This is a genomic window from Streptomyces sp. NPDC003011 (assembly GCF_053591515.1).
In genome coordinates this window covers 12,843-31,287 of record NZ_JBSFTY010000100.1, presented here as the reverse complement: position 1 = coordinate 31,287, position 18,445 = coordinate 12,843, and the positions used below count along the sequence as shown (strand labels likewise).

Below are 18,445 nucleotides of genomic sequence, written 5' to 3'. Positions count from 1 at the left end.
CGTCTTCACCGGCGACTTCGGCACCGCGTTCAACGGCCAGAAGGTCACCGAGCTGATGGCGACGGCGTTCCCGGTCACCATCCGGCTGACCGTCGCCCCTCGTACAGATCCTGCGCCGCTCTCGGCACCGACTCGGCACGGCGGCGCTGGAGCATCAGCAGCACCCTGGTCGTGTCGCCCGCCAGCGGCCGGTAGGTGAGGGTGCCGAGCCTTTCCAGGGGATCGCCGATCACACTGAAGTCGGGCAGCACCGTCGCCCCGAGCCCCTCGGCGACCATCAGCTTGCCCATCTCGGCGCCGTCGGTGGAGTACGAGAACGACGGGGCGCGGCCGTCCAGGAGCCGGTGCACATAGCGGTGCATGACGTAACCGGAGCGCATCGCGATCAGGGGCTCGGCGAGCAGATCGTCCACCGTCACCACGGCGCGGGAGGCGAGCGGGCTGTCGGGGCGCACGCACACCACCGGCTTCCCGCACAGCAGCCGTGTCGACTCGAAGCCCGCGGGCACGTCGTCCCCGTCCAGGTGGTTGACCAGGCCGAGGTCGAGACCACCCTCGGACAGCGCCCGGTGGATGTCCGTCTGCTGCGCGCCGACCACCTCGACCTGCGTGACCGGATGCGCCGCGCGGAACTCCCGCACCACCGGCACGAGCAGGGGCACGGTCGCCGCGTTCACCGTGCCGACGCGCACCATGCGGCTGATGCGGTGCTGCTCGCCCGCCGCTGCCCGCAGCCGGTCCACCGCCTCCAGGACGTGCCCGATGTACGGCAGCAGCTCCCGGCCCGCCGTGCTCATCGTCGCCCCGGACCGCTTGCGCTCCAGCAGGTCCACCCCCAGCTCCCGTTCGAGATTGCGTACGGTCTCGCTCAACGCGGGCTGCGACAGACGCAGTTCGTCCGCCGCCCGGCGCAGGGAACCGAGCCGGGTGACCGCCGCGATGTATTCCAGCTGTTCGATACGCACGGCAGCAGAATGCGGGTGATTCCTCGGCCTGTTCAAGGGTTTCCCTGTCACACGTTCGTGAAATTCAATGGTCCGGGATACGAGACCGGTCGGGTTTTCCTTGACGGCCGTCATCGCCGACTGCCACCATCGACGGCATGAAGATGCGACTGGACCTCACGCGGCGACGCCATGTCGACCTCGCGCGCGTCTCCAGCGCCTCCTGTTGCGCCGCGGCCTGATCCGCCGCCCTTCTCCGCGCCCGCCCTGCCGCCCTGACCCGGGGCAGGAGTCTGCCGCGTTCACCCTTCACCGCCCGAATCCGGCGATCACCGGCTGCGTTCAGGAACACCGCCTGCACGCAGCGGTTCCCGCGCCTTTCCGATTCGGCGTTCCCTGAATTCCCCGTGTATTCCGCAACAGGAGTTCCGCATGCCCGCAGCGCCCGTGAAATTCGCCTATTGGGTCCCCAACGTCAGCGGCGGCCTGGTCACCAGCAGGATCGAGCAGCGCACCGACTGGGGATACGACTACAACCGCGAACTGGCCGTCCTCGCCGAGAACAACGGCTTCGACTACGCGCTCAGCCAGGTCCGCTACATGGCCAGCTACGGCGCCGAGTACCAGCACGAGTCGACCAGCTTCAGCCTCGCCCTGCTCCTGGCGACCCAGCGCCTGAAGGTCATCGCCGCCGTCCACCCCGGCCTGTGGCATCCCGGCGTCCTCGCCAAGCTCGGCGCCACCGCCGACCACCTGTCGAACGGCCGCTTCGCCGTGAACGTCGTCTCCGGCTGGTTCAAGGGCGAGTTCACCGCCCTCGGCGAGCCCTGGCTGGAGCACGACGAACGCTACCGCCGCTCCGAGGAGTTCATCCGCGCCCTGCGAAAGATCTGGACCGAGGACCACGCCGAACTGGCCGGTGACTTCTACCGGTTGCGCGACTTCTCCCTGAAGCCCAAGCCGCTCAACACCCCTGAGCGCCCGCACCCCGAGATCTTCCAGGGCGGCAACTCCACCGCCGCCCGCGCCATGGCCGGCCGCGTCTCCGACTGGTACTTCTCCAACGGCAAGGACTTCGACGGGGTGAGCGAACAGCTCCTGGACGTCCGCAGGTCCGCCGCCGAAGTCAGCCGCACGCCACCGAAGTTCGGCCTCAACGGCTTCCTCATCGCCCGTGACACCGAGGCCGAGGCCCGCGAGACGCTCCGGGAGATCGTCGCCAAGGCCGACACCGAGGCCGTCGAGGGTTTTGGCGCGGCCGTGAAGCAGGCGGGCCGGTCCACCGCCGACGGCAAGGGCATGTGGCAGGACTCCGGCTTCGAGGACCTGGTCCAGTACAACGACGGCTTCCGCACCGGCCTCATCGGCACCCCGGAGCAGATCGCCGAGCGGATCGTCGCCTACAGGAAGCTCGGCGTCGACCTCCTGCTCCTCGGCTTCCTGCACTACCACGAGGAGGTCGAGTACTTCGGCCGGCGCGTGCTCCCCCTGGTGCGGGAGCTGGAAGCCCAACTCCCGGACACCGAGGCCGAGTCCGTCCCCGTTCACGCCTGACCACCTCCCGCCTTCCGCAATCCGCCCCGCACCGCGAAAGAGGTCACCCCACCATGAGCACCGTCACGCCCACCGACTGGCAGACCGGCCCCGCCCCGCAGACCGCCCAGGAGTGGATCGCGCGCGCCGCCGACGTGGCCGCTGTCCTCGCCACCGACGCCGCCGCACGCGACCGGGCCGGCGCCACCCCCTACGCCGAGCTGCGGCTCCTCAAGGACTCCGGCCTGGTCACCCTGCTCGGACCCGTCGAGCACGGCGGCGCGGGCCAGGACTGGCCCACCGCCTACCGCGTCGTCCGCGAGGTCTCCAAGGCCGACGGATCCATCGGCCAGCTCCTCGGCTACCACTACCTGTGGAACTGGGCCGCCCGTCTGGTCGGCACCCGCGAACAGTGGGAGCACGTCGAGGCGGAGGCCGCCCGCAACCGCTGGTTCTTCGGCGGCGCCGTCAACCCGCGGGACAGCGACGTCGTCGTCACCGAGGACGGCGACGACCTGGTCTTCACCGGCCGCAAGTCCTTCTCCACCGGCAGCAAGGTCTCCGACGTCACCGTCCTCGAAGGTGTCCTGGACGGCACCGACCAGCACGTCTTCGCGATCGTGCCTTCCGACAGCGAGGGCCTGACCTTCCACGACGACTGGGACAACATCGGCCAGCGGCTCACCGAGAGCGGCAGCGTCACGATCGACGGCGTGCGCACGCCGTGGTCCTCGGCGGCCGGATACGTCGACAAGGTCTTCCAGCCGCGCACGTACAACACCCTCAACGTGCCGACCATCCAGCTCGTCTTCGTCAACTTCTACCTCGGCATCGCGGGCGGCGCGCTGGAGACGGCCGCCACCTACACCCGCGAGAAGGCGCGGTCCTGGCTGCACGGCGGGCACGAGCGCGCGGTCGACGAGCCGTACGTCATCGACACCTACGGCGACCTCACCGCGAAGCTCTGGGCGGCCGAGGCGCTCGCCGACGCCGTCGCCGCCGAAGGGCAGACGCTGCACGACGACCCCGACGCCGTCACCGAGCAGTCCCGCGGCGACTTCGAGGTGCGGGTGGCCGCGGTGAAGGCCCGCGCCACCGACGTCGCCCTGGAGGTCACCAGCCGCATCTTCGAGGTGACCGGCGCCCGCTCCACGAACAGCGCCGAGGGCCTCGACCGGTTCTGGCGCAACGTCCGCACCCACACCCTCCACGACCCCGTCGCCTACAAGCGCCGCGAGGTCGGCCGCTGGTTCCTCGAAGGCGAACTGCCCGAGCCCACCTGGTACTCCTGACCGACCGGGGGCGCCTTCGCTTGAAGGCGCCCCCTCGTCCCCTTCCTCCCGAAAGAGGACCTCATGGCCACCGTTCTGTCCGTCTCCGGCAGCCCCTCCGCCTCCTCCCGCACCGGCAGGCTCCTGCGCCACCTCGACGCCCGTCTCGCCGCCCAGGGGCACGAGGTGATCCCGCTCGATGTCCGCACCATCCCCGCCGACGCCCTGCTCGGCGCCGACTTCCGGCACCCCGCGATCGTCGAGGCCACCGCGCTCTTCGCGCGCGCCGACGGCGTCGTCATCGGCACCCCCGTCTACAAGGCGGCCTACTCCGGCGTCCTGAAAGCGCTGCTGGACCTGCTCCCGCAGTACGCCCTGGCAGGCAAGACCGTCCTGCCGCTGGCCACCGGCGGGACGACCTCCCACGTACTGGCCATCGACTACGCCCTGCGCCCGGTGCTCAGCTCCATGGGCGCGGCGCACATCGTGCAGGGCTGGTTCACCCTCGACAAGGACATCACCGCGCACGAGGACGGCTCCCTGACCGTCGCCCCGCCCGCGATCGAGGCGCTCACCCAGGTCCTCGACCAGTTCTCGACGGCCCTGGGCCGCGCGCCCCTGCTGGCCGCGGCGAGCTGACCGGCGTGACCGCGAAAGTCATCGCCGACGACGTCGAGGCCCTGACCGTGGCCCGCTCCCTCGCCGACGCGTTCCGTACCGGTGCCTCCGAGCGGGACGCCGAACGCCGCCTGCCCCGCGCGGAGCTGGACCGTCTCACCGCCTCCGGTCTGCTCGCGGTCACCGTGCCCGCCGAGCACGGGGGAGCGGACGTGTCCCAGGAGACCCTGGCCGAGACCTTCCGGCTGCTCGCCTCGGCCGACGCGAGCCTCGCCCAGATCCCGCAGAGCCACTTCGTGTACGTCAACGTGATCCGTCGTCAGGGCACGCCCGCCCAGCGGGAGTTCTTCTTCGGCGAGGTCCTCGCCGGGCGCCGCTTCGGCAACGCCCAGTCGGAGGCGGGCACCCGGCACGTCCAGGACATCCGCACCCGCCTGGAGCCCCGCCCCGACGGCTCGTACACACTGACCGGCGTCAAGCACTACTCCACCGGGGCCCTGTTCGCCGACTGGATCCCGGTGCTGGCCCGCGCCGAGGACGACACCCTGCGAGTCGCGTACGTCCCCCGGGACGCCCCGGGGCTCACGGTGATCGACGACTGGGACGGCATGGGCCAGCGCACCACCGCCAGCGGCACCGTCCGCCTGGAGCGGGTCCCGGTCCCGGCCGACCGGGTGCTCCCGCACCACCTCACCTTCCAGGGTCCCCAACTCCACGGCGCGGTCGCCCAGTTGCTGCACGCCGCCATCGATGTGGGAATCGCCTCGGGGGCGCTGGCCGAGGCCGTCGCGTTCGTCCGGACGAAGAGCCGTCCCTGGTTCGAGAGCGGGGTCGAGACCGCGGCCGAGGACCCGCTCCTCATCCAGCGGTTCGGTGAACTCGCCCTGCTGGAAAGGGCGGCGCGGGCGCTGCTGCGGGAAGCCGGCCGCGCGGTGGACGCGGCCCGCGCCGATCTGACCGACGAGTCGGCGGCCGAGGCGTCCATCGCCGTCGCCGCCGCGAAGGCGCACGCCGCGCACACCGCCGTCGAGATCGCGGGCGCCCTGTTCGAGGTGGCCGGCACCCGTTCCGCGCTCGACTCCCTCAACCTGCACCGGCACTGGCGCGACGCCCGCACCCACACCCTGCACGACCCCGCCCGCTGGAAGGTCCAGCACCTCGGCCGGTACGTGCTCAACGGCGTCCGGCCGCCCCGCCACGGCCTCCTCTAGCGGACACACCAGAACGGAGACCCCCGTGTCCCTCACCTTCCACTGGTTCCTCCCCACCAACGGCGACAGCCGCCATGTCGTCGGCGGCGGCCACGGCACCCCGGCCACCGCCTCCGGACGGGACCGGCCGCCCACGGTCGCCTACCTGAGCCAGATCGCCCGCGCCGCGGAGGATCTGGGCTTCGTGGGCGCGCTCACCCCCACCGGCGCCTGGTGCGAGGACGCGTGGCTGACCACCGCCATGGTCGCCCAGCAGAGCGAACGCCTGAAGTTCCTGGTCGCCTTCCGCCCCGGCTTCGTCTCGCCGACGCTCGCCGCGCAGATGGCCTCCACCTTCCAGCGGCAGACCGGCGGTAGGCTGCTCCTCAACGTGGTCACGGGCGGCGAGAGCCACGAGCAGCGGGCCTACGGCGACTTCCTCGACAAGGACGCGCGGTATCGCCGTACCGGTGAATTCCTGGAGATCGTACGGGGGTTGTGGGAGGGCAAGACCGTCGATCTGCACGGCGAGCACCTCCGGGTCGAGGACGCGCGACTGGCCCGGGTGCCCGACCCGGTTCCCGAGGTGTACTTCGGCGGCTCCTCACCGATCGCCGGGGAGGTGGCAGCCCGGCATGTCGACGTGTACCTCACCTGGGGCGAGCCGCCCGCCCAGGTCGCCGGGAAGATCGCGTGGATCCGGGGCCTGGCGGCGCGACAGGGCCGCACTCTCCGCTTCGGCATCCGGCTGCACGTCATCACCCGGGACACCTCCGAGCAGGCCTGGGCGGAGGCGGAGCGGCTGCTCTCCGGGTTCGACGCGGAGACCGTGAGGTCCGTACAGGCCGGACTCGCCCGCAGCGAGTCGGAGGGCCAGCAGCGGATGCTCGCCCTGCACGGGGGCGGCAGCCGGGACGGGCTGGAGATCCACCCCAACCTGTGGGCCGGGATCGGGCTGGTGCGCGGGGGTGCGGGGACGGCGCTGGTCGGCAGTCACGAGGAGGTCGCCGAGCGGATCAGGGAGTACGCCGCGCTGGGGATCGAGGAGTTCGTCCTGTCCGGGTATCCGCATCTGGAGGAGGCGTACTGGTTCGGGGAGGGAGTGCTGCCCCGGCTGGCGGCGCAGGGGGTGTGGCACCACCCCGCCGGCGAGCAGGCCGCGCCCTCCGCCCAGGTGCCGTTCGCGAGCTGACAGGGAGGCGGCGCCGGTCGGCGGCGCCCTTCCCGCGACCGGTCCCGCGGTTCCCGCGGTGCCCGCGGTTCTCGCGCCCCTGGGCGACTTCAGCTCGTCAGTGCCTTCAAGTGGGCCTCGCGGGACTCCGCCGTCTGCCCCTGGACCAGGAGGAACAAGGCCTCCCGGGCCAGACGCTGGGCCCGGTGGGTCAGCGCCAGGGAGCGGCCGCCGCCGGCCACCACGGCCGCGGTGGTGGCCGCGCACATGACCTCGTACGCCCGGGTGCGCAGCGCCAGGCGTTCCGCCAGGTGCTCGTGCGGTGCGGGGTGGCCGGCCAGGGCGTAGGCCCGGTCGCGGATGCCGGTGAGCCGGGCGCGCAGGGGCCCCGCCATGTCGTCGTCCAGCAAGGTGAGTGCCGCGTCGGTGACGCCGAACACCGCCGGCGAGGCGTTCACCGTCCTCGCCCGGTCCACCGCCGCCCACTGCGCGTACGGGCGACGCAGGACCACGTCCTCCTCGGGCAGCCACAGGCCGTCCAGCTCCAGCGAGACCGTGCGGGACGCGGTGAGCGCCGCGAGACGCATCGGCGGCGACGCGCGCAGGCCCGGCTGCTCCCGTGCCCGCGTGAAGGCGAAGAGCACCTCACCGGCCTCGGTGACCCCGGCGAGCAGCATCACGTCGTTGAGGCCCCACCCGGTGTACCAGGGCACCGTCCCGTCGAACCGCCGGCCGCCGCGCTCACGCGTGACCCGCACCGGGGTGCGCGGATGGGCCCGCAGATGGGCGTACGCCACCCCGGACAGCAGCTCGCCGCGCGTCAGCGGGCCCAGCAGCCGCTCCCGCACGGGCCCGTCGCTGCCGGCCAGCGTCGTCACGGGCGTGTGGTGCTGCGTCTGCACGAACCAGGTCGAGCAGCACGCCCCGGCCAGGATCTCCGCGGTCTCCCGCGCGACCTCCGGGGCAGCTCCGCCGTACTCCGGGGGCGCGCTCACCGCGAGCAGCCCGGATCGCCTGATCGCCTCGATGTGGCTGGTGGGGACGCCTTCCTGGTCGACCCGTCCGGCGTTCGGTGCGAGCAGGTCGTCCGCCAGCCGGCGGGCGCGGACGACAAGAGGGTGGGGCACGGGCACGGTGGTCATGCGGGAGATTCTGCCGACGTCGTCGTGCGCGGCGTCGATCCGGGGGCCGCCGTTCGTGCGAGAGCTGAGAATCGTTGGTGCGAGAGGTGACAGACCTTTGCGGAGGAGGTGAGAGACACGTCTGTGCCGGAATGTGTTCGGCACATGAAAGGTTGGCCTATACACCTGACCGTCGGGACATAGGCGTCCCCTGCGGGCCGAGAGGCCCGCGCACCCCAGCGAGGCACCGTGAACCACCCCGCCCCCGAGCAGCCCGCCGACGTCGTGGCCCGGCTGCGCGCCACCTTCCGCACCGGCCGCACCAAGCCCGTCGAGTGGCGTACGGCCCAGCTGCGCCGCCTGCGCGAGATGCTCACGGACCACCGCGCGGACCTCGCCGCCGCCCTCCACGCCGACCTGGGCAAGAGCGCCGCGGAGGCCTACCGCACCGAGATCGACTTCACCGTCCGCGAGATCGACCACACCCTCGACCACCTCGCCGACTGGCTGCGCCCCGAATCCGCCCCCGTCCCGGCGCATCTCGGCGACGACGCGCGGGCCTGGACGCAGTACGACCCCCTCGGCGTCGTCCTCGTCATCGCGCCCTGGAACTACCCGGCCCAGCTGCTGCTCGCCCCCGTGGTCGGCGCCCTCGCCGCGGGCAACGCGGTGGTCGCCAAGCCGAGCGAGCTGGCCCCCGCCACCTCCGCCGCGCTGGCCCGGCTGCTGCCCGCGTACCTCGACACCGACGCGGTCGCCGTCGTCGAGGGCGGCATCCCGCAGACCACGGCCCTGCTGGCCGAGCGCTTCGACCACATCTTCTACACCGGCAACGGCACCGTCGGCCGCATCGTGATGCGCGCCGCCGCCGAGCACCTCACGCCGGTCGCGCTCGAACTGGGCGGCAAGTCCCCCGCGTTCGTCGACCGCGACACCGACCTGGACGTCGTCGCGGACCGGCTGGCCCGCGGCAAGTTCCTCAACGCCGGGCAGACCTGCGTCGCCCCCGACTACGTCCTCACCGACCCGGACACCGCGGCCGCCCTGGAGCCCGCGCTGGTCCGCGCCGTCGAGGCGCTGTACGGCACCGACCCGGCGGCCTCCGGCGCCTACGGCCGCATCGTCAACGAACGCCACTTCGACCGGCTGGCCAGCCTGCTGGACTCCGGCCGCGTGGTCGTGGGCGGCGACAGCGACCGTACGACGAAGTACCTCGCGCCCACCGTCCTCGCCGACGTCGACCCCGGGTCGCCGGTCATGCGGGAGGAGATCTTCGGGCCGATCCTGCCGATCGTCACGGTCTCCGGCCTCGACGAGGCGATCGAGTTCATCAACGACCGCGACAAGCCGCTCGCGCTGTACGTCTTCGCCGGCTCGGAGGAGGCGCGGCGCCGGATCGCCGACGAGACCTCGTCCGGCGGCCTCGGGTACGGCCTGCCGCTGGCCCATCTCACCGTCTCCGACCTGCCGTTCGGCGGGGTGGGGGAGAGCGGCATGGGCAGCTACCACGGCCGCTACTCCATCGAGACGTTCAGCCACCGCAAGGCGGTGCTCGACAAGCCGCTGAGCTGAGCGGTCTCCTGCGGGCAGCCCGGAAGCCGCCGACCTTGACCGGCACCGTCCGGATCGCCGCGGACCCCGCGACGCCTGGCGCGGTGTCGCGGGTCGTGCGAGGCCTGGCGCGGTGTCGCGGGTCGTGCGACGCCTGGCGCGGTGTCCCGGGTCCGGGACGCCTGGCGCGGCACCTCGCCGCGCTGCGGGAACACCCGTGTACGCCCGGTGCGCGGGTGATGCCTGAGCCGCGGCGATCCGCAACGGCGGCCCCAACGTCCTCTCAGGTGCCGGGCCGGCCGGTCTGCCGGCCGCGGACGGCCCAGGCGCGGGCACGGGCCCTGAGCCCGACGGCTCCGTCTCCGGGCCGGCCGGCAGTGTCGCGCGCAACGTCTCGGGCGGCCGGTCCCGTCCTGACTGTGACAGCGACCCGACATACCGGGGAGCCGGGTCCTGGCCCGCCAGGAGCGGCTCCCACAGATCCGGCGCACCCGGCGAAGCAGGGCGGGACCTCGACCGGGGCGACTGCCGTCCCGACGAGCCCTGCCCCCGTCCACAGGGCGCGCAACGGGGCCGGGCCGCACAGCGGGAACCGGCCGCCCTCGTCCAGCGCCGCCGCCGACGGGTCCACCGTGCGCGCGGCATCCCGGTAGCGCCGCGCACCCCGTGCCGTCGGCGTAGTCCCAGACGTACGCGGCGACAGACGTACGCGGCGTCGGCGCGCTTTGCCGTGGCCGACGCGCGGGCGCTGCCCGTACCGGACGCCGTGTTCGACGTGGCCGTCAGCGGTCTCGTCCCGAACATCCGGCCTCAGGCGGCCCTCGCGGCGGGTGAGGCAGCGCGGGCGGTCCGGCCGGGCGGGCTGATCGCGCCGGCGCTCGCGATGGGTGAGGCGGCACGGGCGGCTCCGGCCGGGCGGGCTGGTCGCCGGAACGCGGACGCGGGCCGTGGCCGCGAACCCGGGGAGCGCTGCACCCCCGGCAGTGACCGGGGCCGGCAGCGCCCGAGCCGCGGCCGACGTCCAGCCACCGCAGGCCGGTCCCGCGGTCGGCCATGTCACGAACTCCTCGGGGACCAGCCAGCCCCACCGGCCCATGTACCGCTCGCAGGCGTCGCCGGCGGCCCACACGCCGAAGTGCTGTGCTGCCACCCGCCACCCCGCCCGACCAGGCGCCCGGCGGCCACCCGGACCCCACGGCCCCCGCGCCCCGGGCGAGTTGACTGGTCTACACCCTTGACTGGTACAGACCAAAGGAGTTGAGTATGCGCCACACCCCCCACCACGGCCGCGCCCACGCCGTGGCCGGTCCGGCCGGCCCGTGCGCACAAGGTTGGCTTCGCCCTGCCCTTGTCCGGGTGCGGCCGTGTTCAGCAAAGGAGTTGATCCTGTGTCGAGACGCCGTATCTCCGCCGTGGTCACCGCGCTCGTCCTCGGCGCCGCCGTGCCGGTCGTCCTGCCGGCCGCGCCCGCGTCGGCCGCCGCGTGCTCCAGCTACCCGAGCTGGGTGGCGGGACGGTCGTACGTCACCGGCGACATCGTGCGCTACACCGACGGCAAGGCCTACATCGCCGAACACGACAACCCGGGCTACGACCCGACGATCAGCACCTGGTACTGGGAGCCCTACGCCTGCGACAACGGCCCCGGCACACCCGTCGGCACCTTCGTGGTGAGCGAGGCCCAGTTCAACCAGATGTTCCCGGGCCGCAACCCCTTCTACACCTACAGCGGCCTCAACGCCGCCCTCGGCGCCTACCCCGGCTTCGCCAACACCGGAAGCGACACGGTGAAGAAGCAGGAGGCGGCCGCCTTCCTCGCCAACGTCAGCCACGAGACCGGCGGCCTGGTGCACGTGGTTGAGCAGAACACCGCCAACTACCCGCACTACTGCGACTGGAGCCAGCCGTACGGCTGTCCCGCCGGGCAGGCCGCGTACTACGGGCGCGGCCCGATCCAGCTCAGCTGGAACTTCAACTACAAGGCCGCGGGCGACGCACTGGGCATCGACCTCCTGAACAACCCCTGGCTGGTGCAGAACGACGCGGCCGTCGCCTGGAAGACGGCCCTGTGGTACTGGAACACCCAGTCCGGTCCCGGCACCATGACCCCGCACAACGCCATGGTGAACGGCGCCGGTTTCGGGCAGACCATCCGCAGCATCAACGGCTCCCTGGAGTGCGACGGCAAGAACCCGGCGCAGGTGCAGAGCCGGGTCACCAAGTACCAGCAGTTCGCCCAGATCCTCGGGGTGGCACCGGGCGGCAACCTGTACTGCTGAGCGCTCGCGGGGGAGTCCGCGACGTGAGTACGGCGGTGCGGCGGAGGTGTGTCAGACTCCGCCGATGACCTCCGAAACGATCACCGCGGACGCCGCGGGCACCTGGGAACTCGGCGACCGCACCGTCAACCGCGTCGGCTTCGGCGCGATGCGGTTGACGGGCAGCGCCGCCTTCCACCTCGGAGCACCGAGCGACCGGGACCGCTCGATCGCCGTGCTGCGCAGGGCGATCGAGCTCGGCGTGAACCACATCGACACGGCCGCCTTCTACTTCTCCGCCCTGCGCTCGGCCAACGAACTCATCAACAGCGCGCTGTCGCCGTACGCCGACGACCTGGTCGTCGTCACCAAGGTCGGCCCGTTCCGCAACTACTCCGGGGACTGGGGCACTTCGGCACGCCCCGACGACCTGCGCGGCCATGTCGAGGAGAACCTGCGCCAGCTCGGCCGCGACCATCTCGACGTCGTCAACCTCCGACGGATGCGGCAGGACTCCATCGCCGAGCACTTCGGCGCCCTCGCGGAACTGCGCGACGAGGGCCTGATCCGGCACCTCGGCATCTCCGACGTCGAACCCCGTCACCTCGCCGAGGCGCAGGCCATCGCGCCGGTGGTGTGTGTGCAGAACCGGTTCGGACTCGGCCTGCACGACCCCGCCACCGACGAACTCCTGCGTCTGTGCGGCGAACAGGGCATCGCCTTCGTGCCGTTCTTCGCCATCGCCGGTGAGGGCGCCTCCCAGGGCGCCACCACCACCCACCACGACGAGGTGCTCGCGGTCGCCGAGGCCCACGGCGCGACGGCCGCCCAGGTCCGCCTCGCCTGGACCCTGCAACAGGGCCCGCACGTCCTGGCCATCCCCGGCACCGGCAACCCCGACCACCTCGCGGAGAACGTGGCCGCGGGCGCCCTGCGTCTCACCGGCGAGGAACTGGACGTGCTCGACGCGCTGCACCGCAAGGCCGGTTGAGGCGAGGGCCGAGCTTGTCCGGCCGCCGCGACTGCGAAAGTGTGAAGGCCCGCGTCCGATCGACGGAAAAGAGAATCCCCGGCATGGCCGTCATCCACCAGACCACCCTCAAGCCGACCAAGCTCGAACTGCTCACCGCCTGGCTGCCCACCCGCCCCTGGTACGTCGGCGGTGCGGGCGAGCCCCGGCTGTCCAAGGCGGGCGGCTTCCGGCTGGACGACCCGCAGGGCGAGGTCGGCATCGAGTTCATGGTGGCCCGCGACACCTCCGGCGCCCACCCGGTCACCTACCTGGTACCGCTGACCTACCGCGGCGCACCCCTGGACGGGGCGGAGCACGCCCTCGTCGGCACCATGGAGCACGGCGTGCTGGGGCCCCGCTGGGCCTACGACGGCTGCCACGACCCGGTGCTCGTCGCCCAGCTGCTCGCCCTGGTCGAGGGCCGCGTCCAGGCCCAGGCCCAGAGCGTCAGCGACACCCCGGACCAGGACGTCACCCACTCCTACGCGGACGACGCCCTGCTTCCCTCCGGTGTCCTCACCGCCGCCACCGACGATGAGGAGGGCACCGAGCTGCCTCTCGCGCAGGGCACGACGCTGCGCCTGCACCGGGTCCTGCACCCCGCCCCGGAGGACGCGCCCCTCGTCCCGCCGGGTGCGACCGGCCATGTGGCCGGGGCCTGGGACGGTCCGGACGGCACCCGCGAGCGGGGCCTGTTCGCCGTCCTGCGCTCCGGGCCCCGCCCCTAGGGGCGGTCAGCCCAGCTGTTCGTGCAGGAACGGCACCGTGCTCTGCCAGGCCCGGGCGGCCGACTCGGCGTGGTAGACCGGGCGGCCGTCGTTGAAGAAGGCGTGGTCGGCCGGGTAGCGGCGGAAGTCCGGGGTGCTGCCGGACTGCCGCTCGATCGTCTCGGCCAGCCGGTCCACGGTCTCCGCCGGAATGCTCTGGTCGAGTTCCCCGAAGTGCCCGAGGACCCGCGCCCTGAGTCCCGAGAAGTCGGGCAGCTCGCCCTGGACGACACCGTAGAACGGCACGGCGGCGCTCACCCGGGGGTCGGCCGCGGCCAGGTACAGCACGAAACCGCCGCCCATGCAGAAGCCGACCGCGCCGACCGTGTCCGAGGTGACCTCGGGCAGCGACAGCAGGTGGTCGACGGCGCCGGAGAGCAGCTCGACCCCGCGCGGGACCGGCAGGGCCTGCATCATCCGCAGGGCTTCCTGGCTCTCGTGCGCCACGTTGCCGCCGTAGAGGTCGGGGGCCAGGGCGACGAACCCCTCGCGCGCGAGCCGGTCGGCGACGTCCGCGATGTGATCGGTCAGGCCCCACCACTCCTGGATGACGATCACGCCCGGGCCGCTTCCGGACGGCGGCAGCGCCAGATAGCCGTGCGCGGTGGTCCCGCCACTGGGGAAGGTGACGTTCTGACGGGCCGGGGCACCGGTCGACTTCGGCAGTTCGGTCATGACACTCGACTCCTGTGCGGCAGTGCGTGGTGAGGCTGCCGGGGTCGGCGACCCCGACGTGATCACCAGCCTGTCACGCCCGGAACGGCCCCCTCGCACCCCCCTCCCGACTCTCGCACCCCCCTCCCGGACCGATTGGCGCGGGTAGGGTTTTACGTATAACCTCTCCCGTCGATCCCCCCGCTCCGACGCTCCGAGAGGTCCCGATGAGACGCGTCGCCCTGGTCACCCTTGTCGTCGACGACTACGACGAGGCGATCCGCTTCTACACCGAGGCCCTCGGTTTCCGCCTCGTCGAGGACACCCCGCGACCCGACGGCTCCCGCTGGGTCGTCGTCCGCCCCGGCCCCCGGCAGGACGGCACCGACCTGCTGCTGGCCCGCGCCAAGGACGAGGACCAGCGCGCCCGCGTAGGCGACCAGACCGGCGGGCGGGTCGGCTTCTTCCTGCACACCGACGACTTCGCCCGCGACCACGCCCGCATGCGCGCCGCGGGCGTGACCTTCCTGGAGGAGCCGCGCCACGAGCCGTACGGCTCGGTCGCCGTCTTCCAGGACCTGTACGGAAACCGCTGGGACCTGCTCCAGCCCGCGGCCGCGACGCCCGGCACGCCGAGAGCACGCACCGAACGCCGCTCCCCCTGACCCACCGCCGAGGAACACGCACATGACCGCGCCCCGCATCGACACCGCCCGTATCGACACCGCCCGTATCGACACCGACCGCATCGACACCGACACACTCCGCCGGCTGCCCAAGGCCGTGCTGCACGACCACCTCGACGGCGCCCTGCGCCCCGCCACCCTGGTGGAGCTCGCGGACGCGGCCGGCCACCGGCTGCCCACCACCGACCCGGACGCCCTCGCGGCCTGGTACGTCGAGGCCGCCGGCTCCGGGGACCTGGTGCGTTACATAGGCACCTTCGAGCACACCCTCGCCGTGCTCCAGACCCGCGAGGGCCTGCTGCGCGCCGCCGAGGAGTACGTCCTCGACCTCGCCGCCGACGGTGTGGTGTACGGCGAGGTGCGCTACGCGCCCGAGCTGATGCTGAAGGGCGGGCTGACCCTGCCCGAGGTCGTCCAGACCGTCCAGGAAGGGCTGGCGGCGGGCATGGCGAAGGCGGCGGCCGCGGGCACGCCGGTGCGGGTCGGCACGCTGCTGTGCGGGATGCGGATGTTCGGCCGGACCAGGGAGATCGCCGGCCTGGCCGTCGCCTTCCGGGACGCCGGTGTCGTCGGCTTCGACATCGCGGGCGCCGAGGACGGCTTCCCGCCCGCCGACCACCTGGCCGCCTTCGAGTACCTGCGCCGCGAGAACGTCCCGTTCACCATCCACGCCGGCGAGGCGCACGGCCTGCCCAGCATCCACCAGGCGCTCCAGGTGTGCGGCGCCCAGCGCATCGGGCACGGCGTCCGCATCACCGACGACATCCCCGACCTCGCGGCCGGCAAGCTCGGCCGCCTCGCGGGCTGGGTCCGCGACCGCCGGATCACCCTGGAGATGTGCCCGACCTCGAACCTCCAGACCGGCGCCGCCCACTCGATCGCCGAGCACCCGATCACCGGGCTGAAGGATCTCGGCTTCCGGGTGACCCTCAACACCGACAACCGTCTGGTGTCGGGCACGACGATGACCCGGGAGATGTCCCTGCTGGTCGAAGAGGCGGGCTGGACGGCCGGGGACCTGCGCACGGTCACGGTGAACGCCCTCAAGAGCGCGTTCATCCCCTTCGACGAGCGCGAGGCCCTCATCCGGGACGTCGTCCTGCCGGGCTACGAGGCCGTGCTCCGCAACAGCCCACGGGCATAGGCGGCCTGTCCGACGTGCTGGAGATCGTCGGACAGGACACTGACCAGGCGTACGCCCAGGGTGACCGGCGGATCCCAGCGCTCGTCCACCACCCGCTCGAAGTCCTCGGCGGCCAGCCCGCGCAGGTACCCGAGCGTCTGCTCGTGCACGGCGTCGTAGTACCCGGTCAGCAGGTCACCGGAGTCGACCCGCACCTTGGCGACCTTCGCGGAGCTGTGCCCGTAGCCGGTGTCGTGGCGCGACAGGCCGAGGCCGAACCGCTTCTCCCAGCCCTGGGAGAGCCAGACCTGGTCGAGCCCGGAGGCGTCGGCCAGGTGGTCGTCCTGGACCCGGGTGAGGTGCCAGACCAGCCAGGCGACGGAGTTGGCGTCGGCCGAGGGCCGGGCGTTGAGGGCGTCCGCGCTCAGGCCGTCGACGGCGGCGTGGACCTCTTCCCGGATGCGGCTGTACGCGTCGATGAGGATGTCCTTGGCATGCATACCGTCCACCCTCGCGCATCCCGCGGGTTCACGCGCCCTCTGTCTCCAGCAGCGTCATCAGCGCCCGGGCGGCGGGACTGGCCGCCTGCGGGGGCGGCAGCAGCGCGACCGTCTCGTACATCGTGTCGTCGGTGCCCTTCAGCGGGAGAGCGGTGAGCGACTCACGCTTGTGCCGGAAGTGGCGGGGCACGACGGCGACGCCCAGATTCTCGTCCACCAGGTCGAGCAGGCTGTGCACGTCGTTCACCTCCAGTGCCACCGTCCGCCGCACGCCCGCCGCGGCGAACGCGGCGTCGGTGATCCGGCGCGGCCCCCAGTCCGGATGGAAGTCGACGAAGACCTCGCCGCCGATCTCGCGCGGCGTCACCGCCGCGCCGACGGCGGCGAGCCGGTGGCCGGGATGGCACAGCACGGTCATCGGCTCACTCGTCAGCGCCACCGACCGCAGCTGGTCGGTGTCCGCCTGGGTGCGCACCGCGAACGCCAGGTCGAGGCGGCCCGCGGCGACCTCCTCGGCGAGCGCGGCCGCCCCCGCCTGCCGCAGCCGGATCTCCACGTCCGGGTGATACCGCCGGAACACGGCCAGCAGCCGCGCCACCTGCACCCCCGCGATGCACTGTTCGGTGCCGAGGGCGAGCGTGCCGCGCAGCACCCCCTGCACGGCGGCGACGGCCTCGTGCGCCGACCGCACTTGCGCCAGGATCCGCTCGGCCTCGCCCAGCAGGGCCCGCCCGGCCTCGGTGAGCGTCACCCGGCGGGTGGTCCGGACGAACAGCGGGGTCTGCAGTTCCCGCTCCAGCGTCCGGATGGAGGCCGACAGGCCGGACTGGGACACCATGAGCCGTTCGGCGGCCCGGGTGAAATGCTGGTCCTCGGCGACCGCGACGAAGTGCTGGAGATGGCGCAGTTCCATGATTGAGAAGCCTATCCGCTGAATTCCATCCGATTCTCCTGTTGGACCACTGTGCCCAGGTCGCGAAAGAGTGGGCACGGTTCTCAGGAACCACGTTCCACCGTGCCAACCCCTCTGGAGTCGCGTTGTACACCGCACACCCCGACCGCTACGCGGACATGCCCTACCGGCGCACCGGACGCAGCGGCCTGAAGCTTCCCGCGCTGTCGCTCGGACTGTGGCACAACTTCGGGCCGGCGGACCGCTCGGTCGACCACCAGCGGGCCATCCTGCGGCGCGCCTTCGACCTCGGCGTCACCCACTTCGACCTGGCCAACAACTACGGCCCGCCGCCCGGTGCCGCCGAGTCCGCGCTCGGCGAGGCGCTGAAGGCGGACTTCGCGCCGTACCGCGACGAGCTGGTCATCTCCACCAAGGCCGGCTACCTGATGTGGCCCGGCCCGTACGGCGAGTGGGGTTCGCGCAAGTACGTGCTGTCCTCGCTGGACCAGAGCCTGAAGCGGATGGGCCTGGACTACGTCGACATCTTCTACTCGCACCGCCCCGACCCGGAGACTCCGCTGGAGGAGACGATGGGCGCCCTGCACTCGGCGGTGCAGCAGGGCAAGGCGCTGTACGTCGGCATCTCCAACTACTCGGCCGAGCAGACCCGGGAGGCCGCGCGCATCCTGGGCGAGCTGGGCACCCCGCTGCTCATCCACCAGCCGCGCTACTCGATGCTCGACCGCCGCCCCGAGGACGGCGGTCTGCTGGACGCGCTGGACGAGCTCCAGGTCGGCTCCATCGTCTTCTCCCCGCTGGAGCAGGGCCTGCTGACCGGCCGTTACCTGGACGGCATCCCGGAGGACTCGCGGGCGGCGAGCGACAGCCCGTTCCTGAACTCGGACGCGGTCACCGAGGACCTGGTCGGCCGGCTGCGCGCCCTCGACGACATCGCCACGTCCCGCGGCCAGACCCTGGCCCAGCTCGCCCTGGCCTGGGTGCTGCGCGGCGGCCGGGTGACCTCCGCCCTGGTCGGCGCGAGCAGCCCGCAGCAGCTGGAGGACAGCGTCGGCGCCATCCGCAACCTGGACTTCGACGCGGACGAACTGGCGAGGATCGACGCCATCGTGCGGGCGTGAGCCGTGGCACGC

Annotated in this window: 19 protein-coding genes and 1 pseudogene; 15 read left to right on the top strand and 5 right to left on the bottom strand. The window is 72.5% G+C overall.

The window, feature by feature from the left end; all coding sequences use genetic code 11:
* Positions 1 to 94, top strand: a pseudogene (locus tag ACWD0J_RS35445) (ABC transporter permease); the annotation flags it as partial.
* Here ACWD0J_RS35445 and ACWD0J_RS35440 read toward each other — a convergent pair.
* On the bottom strand, positions 75 to 965 hold the full coding sequence (locus ACWD0J_RS35440) for a LysR family transcriptional regulator (RefSeq protein ID WP_451499973.1): 891 nt from the start codon (positions 963 to 965) through the stop codon (positions 75 to 77). The pseudogene ACWD0J_RS35445 and the gene ACWD0J_RS35440 overlap by 20 nt on opposite strands.
* Before the next feature lie 137 nt (positions 966 to 1,102).
* Between ACWD0J_RS35440 and ACWD0J_RS35435 the strand changes: the two genes are divergently transcribed.
* The 6 genes from ACWD0J_RS35435 (at position 1,103) to ACWD0J_RS35410 (ending at position 6,748) form a co-directional block, all read left to right on the top strand.
* The gene (locus tag ACWD0J_RS35435) at positions 1,103 to 1,186 is read left to right on the top strand and encodes a putative leader peptide (RefSeq protein WP_350760414.1); all 84 of its coding nucleotides are present in this window, start codon (positions 1,103 to 1,105) and stop codon (positions 1,184 to 1,186) included.
* Positions 1,187 to 1,376: 190 nt separating this feature from the next.
* The gene (gene sfnG, locus ACWD0J_RS35430) at positions 1,377 to 2,498 is read left to right on the top strand and encodes a dimethylsulfone monooxygenase SfnG (protein WP_451499972.1); all 1,122 of its coding nucleotides are present in this window, start codon (positions 1,377 to 1,379) and stop codon (positions 2,496 to 2,498) included.
* A 53-nt stretch (positions 2,499 to 2,551) separates the two neighbouring features.
* On the top strand, positions 2,552 to 3,769 hold the full coding sequence (locus ACWD0J_RS35425) for an acyl-CoA dehydrogenase family protein (RefSeq protein WP_451499971.1): 1,218 nt from the start codon (positions 2,552 to 2,554) through the stop codon (positions 3,767 to 3,769).
* Positions 3,770 to 3,832: 63 nt separating this feature from the next.
* The gene (gene ssuE, locus ACWD0J_RS35420; protein ID WP_451499970.1) at positions 3,833 to 4,387 is read left to right on the top strand and encodes an NADPH-dependent FMN reductase; all 555 of its coding nucleotides are present in this window, start codon (positions 3,833 to 3,835) and stop codon (positions 4,385 to 4,387) included.
* Between the two features lie 5 nt (positions 4,388 to 4,392).
* A complete protein-coding gene (locus ACWD0J_RS35415) occupies positions 4,393 to 5,577 on the top strand; it encodes an SfnB family sulfur acquisition oxidoreductase (RefSeq protein ID WP_451499969.1) in 1,185 nt (394 codons plus the stop codon).
* 25 nt (positions 5,578 to 5,602) lie between these two features.
* Positions 5,603 to 6,748, top strand: coding sequence for an LLM class flavin-dependent oxidoreductase (locus ACWD0J_RS35410; RefSeq protein ID WP_451499968.1), 1,146 nt, complete (start codon positions 5,603 to 5,605; stop codon positions 6,746 to 6,748).
* Positions 6,749 to 6,837: 89 nt separating this feature from the next.
* On the opposite strand, the gene ACWD0J_RS35405 is transcribed toward ACWD0J_RS35410, so the two are convergent.
* Positions 6,838 to 7,869 carry an acyl-CoA dehydrogenase family protein gene (locus ACWD0J_RS35405; RefSeq protein WP_451499967.1) on the bottom strand — a complete coding sequence of 344 codons (1,032 nt, stop codon included), beginning with the start codon at positions 7,867 to 7,869 and terminating at the stop codon, positions 6,838 to 6,840.
* A gap of 228 nt (positions 7,870 to 8,097) precedes the next feature.
* On the opposite strand from ACWD0J_RS35405, the gene ACWD0J_RS35400 reads away from it, so the two are divergent.
* The 5 genes from ACWD0J_RS35400 to ACWD0J_RS35380 all read left to right on the top strand — a co-directional run bounded on the left by ACWD0J_RS35400 (position 8,098) and on the right by ACWD0J_RS35380 (position 13,397).
* Complete coding sequence (locus tag ACWD0J_RS35400; protein ID WP_451499966.1) at positions 8,098 to 9,420, top strand: aldehyde dehydrogenase family protein; 1,323 nt, start codon at positions 8,098 to 8,100, stop codon at positions 9,418 to 9,420.
* A 709-nt stretch (positions 9,421 to 10,129) separates the two neighbouring features.
* A complete protein-coding gene (locus ACWD0J_RS35395; RefSeq protein WP_451499965.1) occupies positions 10,130 to 10,660 on the top strand; it encodes a methyltransferase domain-containing protein in 531 nt (176 codons plus the stop codon).
* A 127-nt stretch (positions 10,661 to 10,787) separates the two neighbouring features.
* On the top strand, positions 10,788 to 11,678 hold the full coding sequence (locus tag ACWD0J_RS35390; protein ID WP_451499964.1) for a glycoside hydrolase family 19 protein: 891 nt from the start codon (positions 10,788 to 10,790) through the stop codon (positions 11,676 to 11,678).
* A 64-nt stretch (positions 11,679 to 11,742) separates the two neighbouring features.
* Positions 11,743 to 12,648: an oxidoreductase gene (locus ACWD0J_RS35385; RefSeq protein WP_451499963.1), complete on the top strand. Its 906-nt coding sequence runs from the start codon at positions 11,743 to 11,745 to the stop codon at positions 12,646 to 12,648.
* Positions 12,649 to 12,731: 83 nt separating this feature from the next.
* On the top strand, positions 12,732 to 13,397 hold the full coding sequence (locus ACWD0J_RS35380) for a maltokinase N-terminal cap-like domain-containing protein (protein WP_451499962.1): 666 nt from the start codon (positions 12,732 to 12,734) through the stop codon (positions 13,395 to 13,397).
* A gap of 6 nt (positions 13,398 to 13,403) precedes the next feature.
* Here the strand turns inward: ACWD0J_RS35380 and ACWD0J_RS35375 are convergent, their stop codons facing one another.
* Positions 13,404 to 14,111: a dienelactone hydrolase family protein gene (locus tag ACWD0J_RS35375; RefSeq protein ID WP_451499961.1), complete on the bottom strand. Its 708-nt coding sequence runs from the start codon at positions 14,109 to 14,111 to the stop codon at positions 13,404 to 13,406.
* Between the two features lie 206 nt (positions 14,112 to 14,317).
* Here ACWD0J_RS35375 and ACWD0J_RS35370 point away from each other — a divergent pair, with 206 nt between their 5' ends.
* Positions 14,318 to 14,755 carry a VOC family protein gene (locus tag ACWD0J_RS35370; protein ID WP_451499960.1) on the top strand — a complete coding sequence of 146 codons (438 nt, stop codon included), beginning with the start codon at positions 14,318 to 14,320 and terminating at the stop codon, positions 14,753 to 14,755.
* Positions 14,756 to 14,777: 22 nt separating this feature from the next.
* Positions 14,778 to 15,920 carry an adenosine deaminase gene (locus ACWD0J_RS35365; RefSeq protein ID WP_451499959.1) on the top strand — a complete coding sequence of 381 codons (1,143 nt, stop codon included), beginning with the start codon at positions 14,778 to 14,780 and terminating at the stop codon, positions 15,918 to 15,920.
* On the opposite strand, the gene ACWD0J_RS35360 is transcribed toward ACWD0J_RS35365, so the two are convergent.
* Positions 15,884 to 16,399: a mycothiol transferase gene (locus ACWD0J_RS35360; RefSeq protein ID WP_451499958.1), complete on the bottom strand. Its 516-nt coding sequence runs from the start codon at positions 16,397 to 16,399 to the stop codon at positions 15,884 to 15,886. The two genes, ACWD0J_RS35365 and ACWD0J_RS35360, sit on opposite strands and share 37 nt — an antisense overlap.
* A gap of 28 nt (positions 16,400 to 16,427) precedes the next feature.
* The gene (locus tag ACWD0J_RS35355) at positions 16,428 to 17,312 is read right to left on the bottom strand and encodes a LysR substrate-binding domain-containing protein (RefSeq protein ID WP_451499957.1); all 885 of its coding nucleotides are present in this window, start codon (positions 17,310 to 17,312) and stop codon (positions 16,428 to 16,430) included.
* Positions 17,313 to 17,437: 125 nt separating this feature from the next.
* Here ACWD0J_RS35355 and mgrA point away from each other — a divergent pair, with 125 nt between their 5' ends.
* On the top strand, positions 17,438 to 18,433 hold the full coding sequence (mgrA, locus tag ACWD0J_RS35350) for an L-glyceraldehyde 3-phosphate reductase (protein WP_451499956.1): 996 nt from the start codon (positions 17,438 to 17,440) through the stop codon (positions 18,431 to 18,433).
* Positions 18,434 to 18,445: the final 12 nt, after the last annotated feature.